At 66.3% G+C, this 13,948-nt stretch carries 11 protein-coding genes and 1 tRNA gene; all 12 read right to left on the bottom strand.

Annotation, left to right across the window (positions count from 1 at the left end):
* Window positions 1-8: 8 nt before the first annotated feature.
* Window positions 9-485, bottom strand: coding sequence for a hydrogenase maturation protease (locus B447_RS05460; RefSeq protein ID WP_037982429.1), 477 nt, complete (start codon window positions 483-485; stop codon window positions 9-11).
* 23 nt (window positions 486-508) lie between these two features.
* A complete protein-coding gene (locus B447_RS05455) occupies window positions 509-1,975 on the bottom strand; it encodes a Ni/Fe hydrogenase subunit alpha (RefSeq protein ID WP_002937457.1) in 1,467 nt (488 codons plus the stop codon).
* Window positions 1,976-2,030: 55 nt separating this feature from the next.
* On the bottom strand, window positions 2,031-2,573 hold the full coding sequence (locus B447_RS05450) for an NADH ubiquinone dehydrogenase (RefSeq protein ID WP_002937453.1): 543 nt from the start codon (window positions 2,571-2,573) through the stop codon (window positions 2,031-2,033).
* On the bottom strand, window positions 2,573-3,295 hold the full coding sequence (locus B447_RS05445) for a 2Fe-2S iron-sulfur cluster-binding protein (RefSeq protein ID WP_002937452.1): 723 nt from the start codon (window positions 3,293-3,295) through the stop codon (window positions 2,573-2,575). Before B447_RS05445 ends, B447_RS05450 begins: the two co-directional genes overlap by 1 nt.
* Window positions 3,292-5,166: an NAD(P)H-dependent oxidoreductase subunit E gene (locus B447_RS05440; RefSeq protein WP_002937451.1), complete on the bottom strand. Its 1,875-nt coding sequence runs from the start codon at window positions 5,164-5,166 to the stop codon at window positions 3,292-3,294. The genes B447_RS05445 and B447_RS05440 overlap by 4 nt, the downstream gene beginning before the upstream one ends.
* A gap of 275 nt (window positions 5,167-5,441) precedes the next feature.
* A tRNA-Leu gene (locus B447_RS05435) sits at window positions 5,442-5,526 on the bottom strand.
* A gap of 78 nt (window positions 5,527-5,604) precedes the next feature.
* Entirely contained in the window at window positions 5,605-7,053 is a 1,449-nt protein-coding gene (locus tag B447_RS05430) for a mannose-1-phosphate guanylyltransferase/mannose-6-phosphate isomerase (RefSeq protein ID WP_002937450.1), read from the bottom strand.
* A gap of 18 nt (window positions 7,054-7,071) precedes the next feature.
* Window positions 7,072-7,962 (bottom strand): dTDP-4-dehydrorhamnose reductase, encoded by an 891-nt coding sequence (rfbD, locus tag B447_RS05425; RefSeq protein WP_002937448.1) that lies wholly within the window; start codon window positions 7,960-7,962, stop codon window positions 7,072-7,074.
* Window positions 7,959-9,035, bottom strand: a complete 1,077-nt coding sequence (rfbB, locus tag B447_RS05420; RefSeq protein ID WP_002937446.1) for a dTDP-glucose 4,6-dehydratase — start codon at window positions 9,033-9,035, stop codon at window positions 7,959-7,961. The genes rfbD and rfbB overlap by 4 nt, the downstream gene beginning before the upstream one ends.
* Window positions 9,036-9,222: 187 nt before the next feature.
* Window positions 9,223-10,449 (bottom strand): lipocalin-like domain-containing protein, encoded by a 1,227-nt coding sequence (locus B447_RS05415; protein WP_002937438.1) that lies wholly within the window; start codon window positions 10,447-10,449, stop codon window positions 9,223-9,225.
* Between the two features lie 43 nt (window positions 10,450-10,492).
* A complete protein-coding gene (locus tag B447_RS05410; protein WP_002937431.1) occupies window positions 10,493-13,114 on the bottom strand; it encodes an FtsX-like permease family protein in 2,622 nt (873 codons plus the stop codon).
* Window positions 13,111-13,788: an ABC transporter ATP-binding protein gene (locus tag B447_RS05405; RefSeq protein WP_051018765.1), complete on the bottom strand. Its 678-nt coding sequence runs from the start codon at window positions 13,786-13,788 to the stop codon at window positions 13,111-13,113. Before B447_RS05405 ends, B447_RS05410 begins: the two co-directional genes overlap by 4 nt.
* Between the last annotated feature and the right edge of the window lie 160 nt (window positions 13,789-13,948).

The following is a 13,948-nucleotide window of genomic DNA, read 5'->3' as shown; positions in this document are numbered from 1 at the left end:
GGCCGCGCTCAGCCGGCTCCGGGCGCCGGCGGGCCGGTTGTGCACCACGCCAGCGCCCAGTCCAGGGCCGCTGCGAGCCGGGCCATTGCCTGCGGCGACGGCTCGGTACCCAGCGCCCACTGCTCACCGCGGATGGCGAGGAGCGTTGAAGGGGGCGGCGGGCATCGCTCCAGGTCCTCGAACACACTCAGCACCACCTGCGGCGACACCGCATGCGTGGTGAAGCTGGTGTCGCGCGCCGGCAGGACTGTGCTGACCTCGAAAGGGTGCCCGGCGTCGACCGAAGCATCGACGAAGAGCACGCGCTGCCGGTCGCGCAGGTCGAGTGCATGTTCGACCTGGAGCTGGAAGTCGGTCAGGCACTCGACACCGGGCAGCGCGCGACCGGCGAGGGCGTCGATGAAAAGGGGGCCGAGTGCGTCGTCACCGCGGCTGGGGTTGCCCCAGCCGAACACGAGAATCGGCGGTGGCGTCCGTATGCTCATGCCAGCATGCGCTGTGCCCGGGCTCACTGACGGCAGCGGCGGTCGAGCTCCTCACCCGCGGCGTCGACCAGACGTACCTCGAGCGGCATCTTGCCCAGGGCGTGGGTCGCGCACGACAGGCAGGGGTCGTAAGCGCGAATGGCAACCTCGATGTGATTGAGCAGCCCTTCGGTGAGTTCGCGGCCGTCCAGGTAGCGCCTGGCCACCTCGCGCACCGCGGCATTCATCGCCTGATTGTTGTTGGTGGTCGACACAATGAGGTTGGCCATGGTGACGAGGTCGTCGTCTCCGACCTGGTAGTGGTGGAACAGGGTGCCGCGCGGCGCCTCGATGACACCGACGCCCTCGCGCCGGCGGGACCCGGTCACCATCAGCTCGTCACCCTCGATATCGTCGTCGTGGAGGAGATCCTTGATCGTCTCCGCGGCAAACAGCATCTCGATCATGCGCGCCCAGTGATAGCCCAGCGTGGCGTGCATCGGGCGCTCGCCGGCGTAGGCAAGCAGCGTCCGCCGCTCATGGTCGGCAAACGGCGTGGGGATGCTGTCGCTGTTCTGCACTCGCGCCAGCGGTCCGACCCGGTACCAGCCGCGCTCGGGGCCGAGTGCGGCGAGGTAGGGGAACTTCATGTAGGTCCAGGGTTTGATCTCTTCCATGATCAGGCTGTCGTAGCTCTGATAGTCGACCTGGTCGAAGAGGATGCGCCCGTCTGCGTCACGAGCACGCAGCGCACCGTCGTAGAGGTCGAGGCTGCCGTCGGGGGCGACCATGCCCATGAAATTCGACTCGAAGCTGCCGAAACTGTCGTAGAGCGTGGGGTCCTGTTCATGGATGCGGCGGACGATCTCGACCGCCTCCCGGCTCCAGGCGATCATCTGGTAGGCGTCCCTGAGCAGCAACTGGCGCTCGGCACTGCTCAGCGAGCGATTGACGCCACCTGGCACAGCACCGGTGCCATGGACGCGCTTGCCTGCGGTGAGCCGGATCACCTCCTGTCCGTATTTGCGCAGCAGGATGCCCTTGCGGGCAATGTCGGGAAACTGCTCCGCCACGCCCACGATGTTGCGGCGACCGGGCTCGGACTCGAAGCCGAACAGCAGGTCGGGCGAGGACAGATGGAAGAAGTGAAGCGCATGCGACTGCAGGATCTGGCCATAGTGCATGAGCCGGCGCATTCTGTCGGCCGTCGGTGTCAGGGTCGTGGCGCCGACGATCAGGTCGAGCGCCTTGCACGCCGCGAGGTGATGGGACACCGGGCAGATACCGCACAGACGCTGCACCATCACCGGCACTTCCCAGTAAGGTCGGCCCTGGATGAAGCGCTCGAAGCCGCGGAACTCGACGATGTGCAGGCGCACCTGATGCACCTTGTTGTCCTCGTCGAGCAGGATGGTGACCTTGCCGTGGCCCTCCACGCGCGTGACCGGGTCGATGGCGACGCGGCGTAGTCTGTCGCGTGCAACGGTTGCGGTTTCGAGATCCAAGCTCATGGCGTCTGTCCTTTGTGGCATATCCGTGTTGAGCGCATGGTGCCTATGTACCGTCTCAGTCGTACTGCAGCAGGCCGTGGCCGAGCTTGGGCGCACGACCTTCGATGAGATCGTTCAGGAATGACCAGATCGCATCGGCCGAGGGCGGGCAGCCAGGCAGGAAGTAGTCGATCCGCACCACCTCGTGCACCGGATGCACCTGGTTCAGCGGCAGTGGCAGTTCGGGGTCGTCGGGTACGGCGCTGCCCGGCGCCAGCCCGTGCCCGGTGCGATACACCATCTGCAGGATCTCGCCGACGTCGAGCGCATTGCGCTGCGCCGGCAGGCCGCCATTGACCGCGCAGGCGCCGAGTGCGACCAGCACCTTGCAGTTGGCGCGGAACTCGCGCAGCACGTGCACATTCTCGGCATTGCACACGCCACCCTCGATCAGTCCGATGTCGCAGGGGCCGCAGTGCTTGATGTCGGTAATCGGTGAGCGGTCGAACTCCACCCTTTCGAGTAACGTCAGCAGGCGTTCGTCGATATCCAGCAACGACATGTGGCAACCGAAGCAACCTGCCAGCGACACGGTCGAGACCTTGAGCTTGCCCGCCATCACCCTGGCTCCTTGTCGGTGTGCACGGTGTCTGCCTGGACGGCCCCGATCGGTTCGCGATCATAGGTGCGCTTGCCGATCGGCACGGCGAAGCCCACGCGCTTGCGCAGGATCACGCCCACCGGACAGATCGTGGCCGCACGATCGCTGGCGGCAAAGCGCGTTTCCGCCAGCTGGCCGGAGACGCTGTTGACGATGAGATGCGAACGTGTGCCGCGCCCGGACAGGGCAAACACGTCCTTGCCATCAACGTCGCGGCTGGCCTGCACGCACAGCTCGCACATGATGCAGCGGTTGAAGTCGAGGAGTACGTCCGGGTGCGAGGCATCGACGGCCCGGTCGGGATAGAAGTGGTCGAAGTGGGGGCTGAGCATGCCCAGCCTGTAAGCCGTGGCCTGCAGCACGCAATCGCCGCTCTTCTCGCAGGAGGGGCAGAAGTGGTTGCCCTCGACGAACAGCAACTGCAGCAGGGTACGACGCTTGTCTGCCAGTTCCTCGGTCTCGCTTTCCACTGATTGGCCCGCCGCCGCACGCACGGTACAGGCGGTCGCCAGCCGGCCGTCGATCCTCACCGTACACAGCTTGCAGGATCCGTGCGCAGCAAAGTCCGGATGCCAGCACAGGTGCGGGATGTACTTGCCAGCAGCAGTTGCTGCCTGCATCACCGTCTGGCCTGGCGTGAAGGCCACTTCTTCGCCATCGAGCAGGAAGGTGTCCTTCATGGCTGTTCATCCTTCGCAGGGCTTGGCGTAGCGGGGAAGGGCGCGTATGCCGCATCACCCCAATCGGGCGGATGTCGATTGGTGTCGACAGCGCTAAGGTTGCTGCCCAGGTGAGCGCCCGGATCGTCCCGTCCGGTCATCTGGCGCGCCCGCGACAATGCGGCATCCAGATCGAAGGCGGGCTCGTATTCGCTTGACTGGAGCCGGCTCTCGAATACCGAACGGAAGCGGGAGAGCATGTCGTTGACTGCGATGGTCGCGGTATTGCCAAGTCCGCAATGGCTCGCCCCTTGCATGAGAGCGTGCATCTTCGCCATCTCCTCAAGGTCGTAGGGCGAGCCACGCCCGGCAGCCAGCTTATCAATCAGGCGGGCAACCACCGCGGTGCCGACCCGGCACGGTGTGCAGAAACCGCAGCTCTCATGGGCGAAGAAGTGAGCGAAGTTGCGCGCGACCTCAAGCATGTCGCGGCTGCGGTCGAACACCATGATCGAGCCGCCTGTGGCCACGTCCTCGAAGGCAATCCGGCGCCCGAACTCGTGCTCATCCAGACAATGACCTGCCGCGCCCGCACTGGTGACGGCCAGGGTGTCGCGGGCGCCCGCAGCCTGCAGCACGTCGGCCACGGTGACCCCGAAAGGAAACTCGTAGATCCCCGGACGGGCGACGTCGCCCGACACCGACAGCAATTTTGTGCCGGTGGAGGCAGGCGTGCCGATCGTGCGAAACCACTCGCCGCCACGGACGGCAATGAGTGCTGCGAGGGCGAGCGTCTCAACGTTATTCACCGTGGTGGGCTGGCCCCGGTAGCCGTTGGTGACAGGGAAGGGCGGTCGGATGCGCGGCTTACCCGGTTTGCCCTCGAGCGATTCGATGAGTGCCGACTCCTCGCCGCAGATATAGGCGCCGGCACCAAGGTGAATATCGATGTCGAAGCTGAAGCCGCGGCCCATGATGTTGCGCCCCAGCAGGCCTTGTTCGCGGCGTTGCGCCAGGCGTACCTGGAGGCGGTCGAGCAGGTAGCGGTACTCGCCGCGCAGGTAGATGAAACCCTTGCTCGAGCCAATCGCGAGGCCGGCGATGCACATTCCATCGACGACGAGGTCGAAGTAGCTGTTGAGCAGGACACGATCCTTGAAAGTACCTGGCTCGCCTTCGTCGGCATTGCAGATAACGTAGTGCGCGTCGCCCCAGGCGTCGCGGCACGAGCGCCATTTGATGTCGCTGCCGAAGCCTGCGCCCCCCCGACCACGCAGGGACGACCGCTCGATCTCGGCAAGCAGCCCGGCTGCGCCACAGTCGAGCGCCGCTGCGAGCGCTTCGCCCGGGCTCAACCGATGATCGAGCAGGACGTCACGACGCTGGATGTTGTCCGCCACCTCGAACCATTCGGGTGGCCAATCGCCGATGGGTACGCGGCTGCGAACGAGGTGCGCCATCTCGTCGATCCGGTCGACATTCAGGCGGGTGATCGCACGGCCGTTTGCGAGCAGGGCTGGACCCTGGTCGCACATGCCGGTGCACGATGTCGTGTCCACGCGCACCAATCCATCCTCGGAAAGCCGGCCTGGTTCGAGCCAGAGTTGCTCGCACAGTGCGCTCATCAGCCCGGTGTTGCCGAGCATACGGTCAGTGATGTTGTCCGAGAACAGCAGCCGGTATTCGCCTGCAGGCTGGGTGTGCAGAAAACTGTAGAAGCTCGCCGTGCTCTCGACCCGCACACGCGGCACGGCTAGCGCCGACGCAATGGCGCTGATGACGTCCGGCGGCAACCATCCCGACTGTTCCTGCACATCGATAAGGATCTGCAGAAGTTGAGAGGGCTCTCGGCGATGTTGCACGAGAATGCGATCGAGCTCCGATGCGTCCACAGCGTACTCCCGGCCATTGCGTGCTCTTGCTCCTGCATTATGGCGGGAAGCGTGGAGTATCAGTTATCAAGTTTCCAATGGCGTGATCAACTCGTTAAGTTTACATAACGCAGATTATCGTGGTTTTATGATCGCAGAGGGGGGGAAAGAGTCACTCTGCAGGCTGTCTCGCTCTTCGGCAGTTTGGGCACTACTGCACCAATACTGCCCACATGCATCCGCGAATGCGGTCAGGCGACGTCGCGGCCAGACTTAAAAAGCCTTTTAAAACAATGTGGTGCGGGGAAAGAGACTCGAACTCTCACGCCTTGCGGCGCTGGAACCTAAATCCAGTGCGTCTACCAATTCCGCCATCCCCGCGGGTGTCACGTCTGAAGCGGAGCGCATTATACACAGCACCTGCCCGATCGGCCGTCAGGTGCCGTGCCATGCGTCCCGTCAGCTGGCGGTGCGGCCGTAGTTGTCCTCGAAACGCACGATGTCATCCTCGCCAAGATAGCTGCCAGATTGCACCTCGATGATCTCCAGCGGCAGCTTGCCCGGGTTGGCGAGGCGATGCGTGTGTCCCAGCGGGATGTAGGTGGATTCGTTCTCGCCGAGCAGGAAGGTCCGGTCGCCATTGGTGACCTCGGCCGTACCCTTCACCACGATCCAGTGTTCGGCGCGGTGATGATGCATCTGCAGGCTGAGCTTGGCGCCGGGATTGACGACGATGCGCTTGACCTGAAAACGCTCGCCGGCATCGATCGAGTCGTACCAACCCCAGGGCCGGTACACCTTGCGATGGCTCTGCGTCAGGCTGCGGCCTTCGGCCTTCAGGCGCGCCACGACCTTCTTGACGTCCTGCGTTCGCTCCTTGTGCGCGACCATCACCGCATCCGGCGTCTCGACCACGATCATGTCCTCGCAGCCGATCGCGGCGACCAAACGGCTACCGGCATGCACCAGAGTGTTCCGGCTCGATTCGAACAGCACCTCGCCGCGCGCGGCGTTACCGTCTGCATCCTTGTTCGAGACGGCCCATAGCGCATCCCAGGCACCAACGTCCGACCAGCCGGCGGATAAGGGTACGACCACCCCCTGCCCCAGCTCCGGCGCTTCGGCGATGCGTTCCATGACCGCGTAGTCGATCGAATCGCTCGGGCTGGCCTCGAAGGCGGGGGCGTCAAGGCGGATGAAGTCCGCATCCGTGCTGCGGGCGGTAAAAGCGCGCGCGCAGGCGGCTTCCATGTCGGGATTGAAACGCGCGATCGCCTGACGCCACACCGAGGCCTTCATCATGAAGATGCCGCTGTTCCAGAAGTAGGCCCCGCTCGCGACATAGCGCTCGGCAGTGGCGCGGTCCGGCTTCTCGACGAACTCGGCCAGGCCACGTGCCGTGCCGGTGTCGGCAACCGGTGCCCCGGCTCGGATGTAGCCGTAGCCGGTCTCAGGCCGGTCCGGCACGATGCCGAAGGTCACCAGCGCACCGCCTGCGGCGGCTCGCGCGCCTTCTGCGATCGCCTGCTGGAAGGCCGTGACATCGCTGATCACGTGGTCGGCTGGCATCACCAGCAGCACCGGATCACCCTCCTCCAGTGCAGCCAATGCCGCCAGCGTGAGCGCTGGCGCCGTATTGCGACCGACCGGCTCGAGCACGATCTGCGGCGCTCGTACGCCGATCTGGCGCAATTGCTCGGCGATGATGAAGCGGTATTCCTCGTTGGTAACGACCAGCGGCCGAGGATCGACCTCGGCGCCAGCAAAGCCCTTCAGGCGGACCGCGGTCTCCTGCAGCAGGGACAGTTCGCCGGTCAGCGGCAGCAACTGCTTGGGGTAACTTTCACGCGAGGCAGGCCACAGGCGGGTGCCCGAGCCGCCGGAAAGGATCACGCTCTTGATGGTCATGGTCGGGAGTGTCCTTGGTCAGGTCTGCAGTTCGCGCAACATGCGCGCGACGCCGTCGCGCCAGTCTGGCAGGTGGAGCCCGAAGGCATGGCGCAGCTTGGTGGTGTCGAGGCGGGAATTGAGCGGACGCACGGCCGCGGTGGGATAGTCGGCGCTACCGATCCTGGCGATCTCGCGTACCTTGAGAGCGCGCCCGAGGTTGCGCGCTTCGTCAATGACGAACTGTGCATACCCGTGCCAACTCGTCACGCCTGCTGCGGCGAGGTGGTAGGTGCCATCAAGCTCCGGCCGGCTCAGGCAGGCGCGCAGGGCGTGGGCGCTGACGTCTGCAATGAGATCGGCGCCGGTGGGGGCGCCGAACTGATCGGCGATCACGCTCAGCACCTCGCGTTCGGCCGCCAGCCGCAGCATGGTGCGCGCAAAGTTCCCGCCGCGCGCGGCATGGACCCAGGATGTCCGCAGGATCAGATGCCGGCAAGCACTTTCGCGGATCGCCTGCTCGCCCTCAAGCTTGGTACGCCCGTACACCGACAGCGGTCCGGTTGCATCGGCCTCCGTCCTCGCCCGCTCGCCACTGCCGTCGAAGACATAGTCGGTTGAGTAATGCACCAGCAGGGCGCCCGCATCACGGGCTGCACCGGCGAGTGCCCCCACCGCCTCGGCGTTGATGAGACGGGCCTGGGCGGCCTCGGTCTCCGCCTTGTCCACCGCGGTGTAGGCTGCGGCATTGACGATCACCGTGGGTGCCACACGGCCTACGGTGCTGGCCAGTTCGTCCGGGCGAGAGAGGTCTCCGCACAGGCCTGCGTCTGCATGGCGATCGAGCGCGACCAGCTCGCCGAGCGGCGCGAGTGCGCGCTGCAACTCCCAGCCCACCTGGCCGTTGCGGCCCAGCAGCAGTACCCTCATGCGCCCTGCCCTGCGTCACTGCCGCCATACTGGGTCGCCACCCAGTCGCGGTAAGCGCCGCTCTGCACATTGGCTATCCAGCCGGGGTTGTCGAGATACCAGCGCACTGTCTTGCGGATACCGGTTTCGAAGGTCTCCGCCGGCTTCCAGCCCAGTTCGCGCTCGATCTTGCGCGCATCGATGGCGTAACGGCGGTCGTGGCCGGGGCGATCCTTGACATAGCTGATCAGGCGCTCATGCGGCCCGGCCGGGTCGGGACGCATCTCGTCGAGCAGACGGCACAAGGTGCGCACGATGTCGATGTTGGCGATCTCGTTCCAGCCACCGATGTTGTAGGTCTCGCCAGTGCGTCCGCGCGCCAGCACCTCACGGATCGCGCTGCAATGGTCACCGACGTAGAGCCAGTCACGCACATTGAGTCCATCGCCGTACACCGGCAGCGGCTTGCCTGCGAGCGCGTTGACGATCATGAGCGGAATGAGCTTTTCCGGAAACTGGTAGGGGCCGTAATTGTTCGAACAGTTCGTGGTCAGCACCGGCAAGCCATAGGTGTGGTGCCAGGCGCGCACGAGATGGTCGCTCGCCGCCTTGCTCGCCGAATACGGGCTGTTGGGCTCGTAAGTCTTGGTTTCGGCAAACGGCGGATCCTGTGGCCCGAGCGAGCCATAGACCTCGTCGGTGCTGACGTGGAGGAAGCGAAACGCCTCGCGATCGCCGGCCGGCAGTCCGGACCAATACGTGCGCGCGGCTTCGAGCAGTGTGAACGTGCCTTCGACGTTGGTACGCACAAAGGTGCCCGGCCCGTGGATGGACCGGTCGACATGGCTCTCGGCAGCGAAGTGGATGATCGCGCGCGGCCTGTGCTCGGCCAGCAGGCCATCGACCAGTGCACGATCGCAGATGTCGCCGTGGATGAAGCGGTGCGCCGCGTTGCGCTCCAGACTGGCCAAGGTCTCGAGATTGCCCGCATAGGTGAGCGCATCGAGGTTGAGCACGGCCTCATCGCCGCCAGCAAGCCAGTCGAGCACGAAATTTGCGCCGATGAAGCCGGCGCCGCCCGTGACAAGGATCAAGATACAGCTCCCGTCCTGATTGCAAAGGCTGGATTATGGCATCGGGAAGCGGCCGGGCACAGTCCGGATGTGGCAGCTGGCACCTGCGGCACCGTGGTCGGGCCCTGGCGGGTCTTTCGAGGTGGGGCCCGGGGCGCCAAGAGACATGATTGCGTCGCTCCAGCGGCTGTTCCCGTGGCGCCTCGAGTTACATCGCGAGGCGTTCGGCGTAGCCCGTCATCTCGAGATAGCCTTCACCGATCGCACGCGCCTCGTCTGCCGCACCAAGTTCGAACAGGCGAACCGCGCCCTCCCAGTAGATCGCCCCGGTCGACGCGCGGCTGTCCAGTTCCTGGTCATCGATCAACGGTCGCAGGCGCAGGCGGCGCCCGGCGAGCTCGATCTCCCACTCCACCGGGTAGCGGATGCCGGTACGCGGTGATTGCCAGTGGCGCAGCGGGGTAAAACGCAGCTCGTCGGGGCCATGGATGCGTGAGGCACCGTCCTCTTCGCTCAGCGTGCCTGCATGCCAGAGCGCCCTGCCCTCGCCATCGCGCATCTGAAAGGCCATCAGTCCGCCGCCGCCATACAGATTGATACCGACCCAGTCCCAGCCGCGCGCGCCTTCGGGCAGGATCTCGCTAGACCACTCGTGATCGAGCCAGGCATGGCCCTCAACCTCGCGCACCTTGCCACCGATACGCATGCGCCCGCCCACCATCATCTGTGGTCGGCTGTAGTAATAGCTGGCATTGAGTGGATCCGGCGCCTTCTGGCTGAAGCCCTGCTTGCCGTTGAGGACAGGCGCACGACCCGGCTCGAACACCAGTTCGAAGCCAAATTCATCAGTCTCGATGTTCGTCCGATAAGGCCCCAGCACCGTATCGCCGCCTTCCAGGAACCAGTCATCCACCCGCACGGACGTACGCCCCTCGCCCGCCTCGACCAGCCCCGGATAGGCGCGCGCCGAACGCTCGGCGTGGCGCAACCTGCCAATGGACGGGTCCGCGATGGCGGCATGGGCAAGGATCAGCTGACGCGGGGCAAAGCGGCTCGGATTGTCCTCGCCGATACGCGTACGTACGCGGAAAAAGGTGAGCTGGAAACCATAGCCTCCAGCCCTTACTTCGGCCCCTCCCTCTCCGGCGCCCTGCCAGTGCCTGCCTGTCCCGCCGCCCGCTTCGCGCAACCAGCCGGTGACATACCACCACTCGGTGCGAAACTGCGGATGAGCACCAAAGTCCTGCGGAAACTGCAACAGCGCACCCTCCACCACCGGAGGGTAGGCCGAGGCCTCTGCACTGGCCGCATGCCCGCCTGCACGTGCAAGCAAAGGCACGCCCGGCAAGGCCAGTGCAAGCAAGCTGCCGACGACCGGGCGCAGCAGAAAGTGCCGCCGATCCGCAGCAATTGGGGGTAGCCGCTTGTTCCTCATCCAAACTCCGTCAGCTTGTCTGCCATGTCATTCGGGGCCTTGCTTACCAGTCCGCCTTCACCGCCTGAACGGCCGAGCGCTGCATCGCGTGCCGGCCCGCCAGCCGGGCAACCCCGCCTGCCAGTACCACCAGGCTGGTAGCGAACACGCCAAGCGCCAGCCACGGCACGGCAAGATCCATGCTCCAGTGAAAACTCTGGCGGTTGATGATCTCGATCAGCACCCAGGCGATCGCGCCGCCCGCGAGCAGACCCGCGAGCACTCCGAGCCCTGCTGTTAGCGCACCCTCAAGCGCAATCAGCCGGCCGATCTCGCCGCGGGTCAGGCCGAGATGGCGCAGCATGCCGAATTCGCCCTGGCGCGTGGTCGCCAGCGCGGCGAAGGTGGTGGCAATGCCGAACAAGCCGATCAGGATGGCCACCGCCTCCATGAGGTAGGTGATCAGGAAGGTGCGATCGAAAATCTCCAGGCTGAGCGCGCGGATCTCGCCCGGCAGCGCGACCGTGATGTGCTCGGGGCCGAAGCGCTGACGCAGCGTCTCGGACACGCTGTGCGGATCGACACCGGCTGCGACCCGGATCGCCACATCGTTGATGCGCGTGTCGCCGGTCAGCGCAACGTAGTCGCGACTGTCGATGAGGGCTGCGCCATGCTGGCGGGCGTAGTCGCGCCAGATGCCGGCGACCACGAAGCCCTGCATGTGGCCGCCGATCGGCAGCTCGAACACGCTGCCCGGCACCAGTCGGTGACGATCGGCTGCGGCCTCCGACACCCAGGTCGCAGGAAGCGTCGCGCCGGCAGGCGCAACAAGGCTTCCTGCAACCAGTGGCAAGCCCCACTCTCCCTGCCCGTCTGCATTTACCGGGCGTGCCAACAGGCTGAACAAGGGTTCGGTATCGGACAGGCGCAGATTGACCAGGCGGGTGGTATCCACCGCAGCCACGCCCTCGACCGCGGCAATGGTGGCGAGCGCGCTTGGGTCGAGGTAGCCACTGGCGGCGGATGATGACGCCCTCACATAGAGATCGGCAGGAAGAACCTGGCCGAGCCATTCGTCCACCGACACGCGGAAAGAACTCACCATGATCGCCATCGACACCGCCAGTGCGACGCTCGCGATCACGCCGGCCCCTGCGACCACGGCCTGTGCAGGCGTTGCGCTCAGGCGCGCGTGGGCAAGTCGCCACAGCACGCTGCGTCCGTGTTCCAGCAATGGCAGCACTGAGCGCGCCAGCGCCGGCAGGGCGAGCACAGCTGCAGCCAGCACCAGCGCGACGGCCGCATAGCCGCCGACCGGGATCCCGCCCTGGGGCGGCAGTAGGCAGGCGAGCGCTGCAAGGCCCAGCAGCCCGCCTGCAAGCCGTCCGTCGACCTTCGCCTGGGGCAGGCCTGCACGTTCGGCCTCACCTGCGCGCAGGGCGCGGGCGGGGGCCACACGCGCCGCTTCATGCGCGGGCACCCAGGTACCGAGGACACCGGCGGCGACGCCAAGCAGCAGGTAAGCCAGGCTCAGTACAGGATCGACCTGCAGACTCGGTGCGAGTCCGCGGAAGAAGCCCGCACCCAGGTCGCCACCCACCAGGCGAAAGGCGCCCCCCGCCAGCGCATGACCCAGCACGACCCCGAGCAGGCCGCCGACGAGGCCGACCAGTGCGCCCTCGGCGAGCAGCCCGTGCATCAGCGCACGCCGCTCCAGGCCGAGCGCCCGCAGCAGCGCGAACTCGCGTCGCCGCCGTGCCACCGCCAGCAACTGGGTTGAGAAAACGAGGAAGCCACCTGTCAGCAAGGCGATCGCAGCCAGCATCGTGAGGTTTACCCGGTAGGCGCGCGACAGCGTGCCCGCCTCGCTCGCCGCCGCCTCCGGCACACGCAGCGCCACCCCCGCCGGCAACAGCGGTGCGAGCGCGCGCATGGCAGTGTCGACCGCGACCCCATCGGCGAGCTTGAGATCGATGCGGCTGAGCTGACCCAAGCGCTCGAAGTGCTGTTGTACCCCTGCGATGTCCATGACGCCGACCAATCCACTCGCCCCCGGCACCTCGCCGGCCACCCGCAGTCGCAGGCTGCGCAGCCCCGACTGCGCGAGCAACCAGCCATCCTGAATCGCGGGCGGTTGCAACTCGGCCTCAGCCCGGCCGTTGCCCCCGGCTGCCTGCTGACGCCCGCCAACGCGCAGCGGCTGCTGCAGGAGCGCACGCGCATCTGCACTCAGGAACAGGTTCGACGGTTGCAGCGCAGCAAGGCGACCATCGCCCCCGGCGTCATCGACGTCGCGCCCCGCCGTTGCGACGACGCGAGGCATCAGCCCGGGCTGCACCTGCATCACCCGGAACAGGTCCAGGCCGAGGATGCGCAGGCTGTCGTCTCGCCCGGGCAGGCGGGCCTCGATCTCGAGCACCGGGCTGGCGGCAGCGACCTCGGGCCGCATCGCCAGCAGAGGGTAAAGTGACTCGTCGAAGCCCTCGCGCGCACCCACGACCTGCAGGTCTGCCTCGCCGGCCAGCAGGCGCACGCCGCGGCCGAACTCGTCGAGCGCGGCTCCATGGATCAGCTGCACCGCCAGCCCAAGCGCGACCCCGAGTGCGATCGCGACCAGAGATAGCGCGGTGGCGAGCCGTCTGCGCAGCAGGCTGGCGAGAAAGAGATGACGCAGCCGGGTGTTCATGATCCGTGGCGCACCGCATGCAGGCGGCCATCCGCGAGTTCCATGACGCGGTCTGCCCGTGCCGCGGCCGCCCGCGAATGGGTCACCAGGATGCCCGCTGCGCTGCGGGCGCGGAGCTGCTCGAGGAGCAGGTCGAGCACCTCCATCGCACGCCCGGGGTCGAGGTTGCCGGTAGGCTCGTCGGCAAGCACCACCGCAGGCTGGTGCACCAGCGCACGTGCGATCGCCACGCGCTGCAACTCGCCACCCGACAGCAGGTGGGGCGAGTCGTCTGCTCGCCTCCCAAGCCCCACGCGGCCGAGCATCTCGCGCGCACGCCGGTCGGCCTCAGCCTCCGGCTGCTGCAGCAACCACAAGGGCAAGGCCACGTTCTGCGCCAGACTCAGATGCGGCAGGATGTGGAAGGCCTGGAAAACGAAGCCGAAGTGTCTGCGGCGCAGGCGCGCGAGGCCGTCGTCATCGAGCCGCGCAAGTTCCGTCCCGGCCACCCGGATCTCGCCGCCGTCGAAAGGCTCAAGGCCAGCGATGCAGTTGAGCAGGGTGGATTTGCCCACGCCCGACTCGCCGACGATGGCGACACATTCGCCGCCGGCGACCTGCAGTTCGAGCGCATCGAAGAGCACGCGTGGTGGCGCACCGGGAAGGGTCTTTATCAGTCCGGATAGTTGCAGCATGAGATCCCCGCGTGCGCGGCCGTGTTCTGGTGTTCTTGCGGTGACCGCGCAATGTCCGCCTTGTGTCAGCTGTCGCGGCCGAAAGTTGCATGCCGGCACGGTATACTCCGCCCGCCCTGCAAGGCGATGCCCGCTGTGCACGGCAAGCGCCTTCCCTATT

Origin of the sequence: Thauera sp. 27 (assembly GCF_000310125.2) — a bacterium.
Taxonomy (GTDB): Bacteria; Pseudomonadota; Gammaproteobacteria; order Burkholderiales; family Rhodocyclaceae; genus Thauera; species Thauera mechernichensis.
This window is presented reverse-complemented; position numbering and strand designations above follow the sequence as displayed.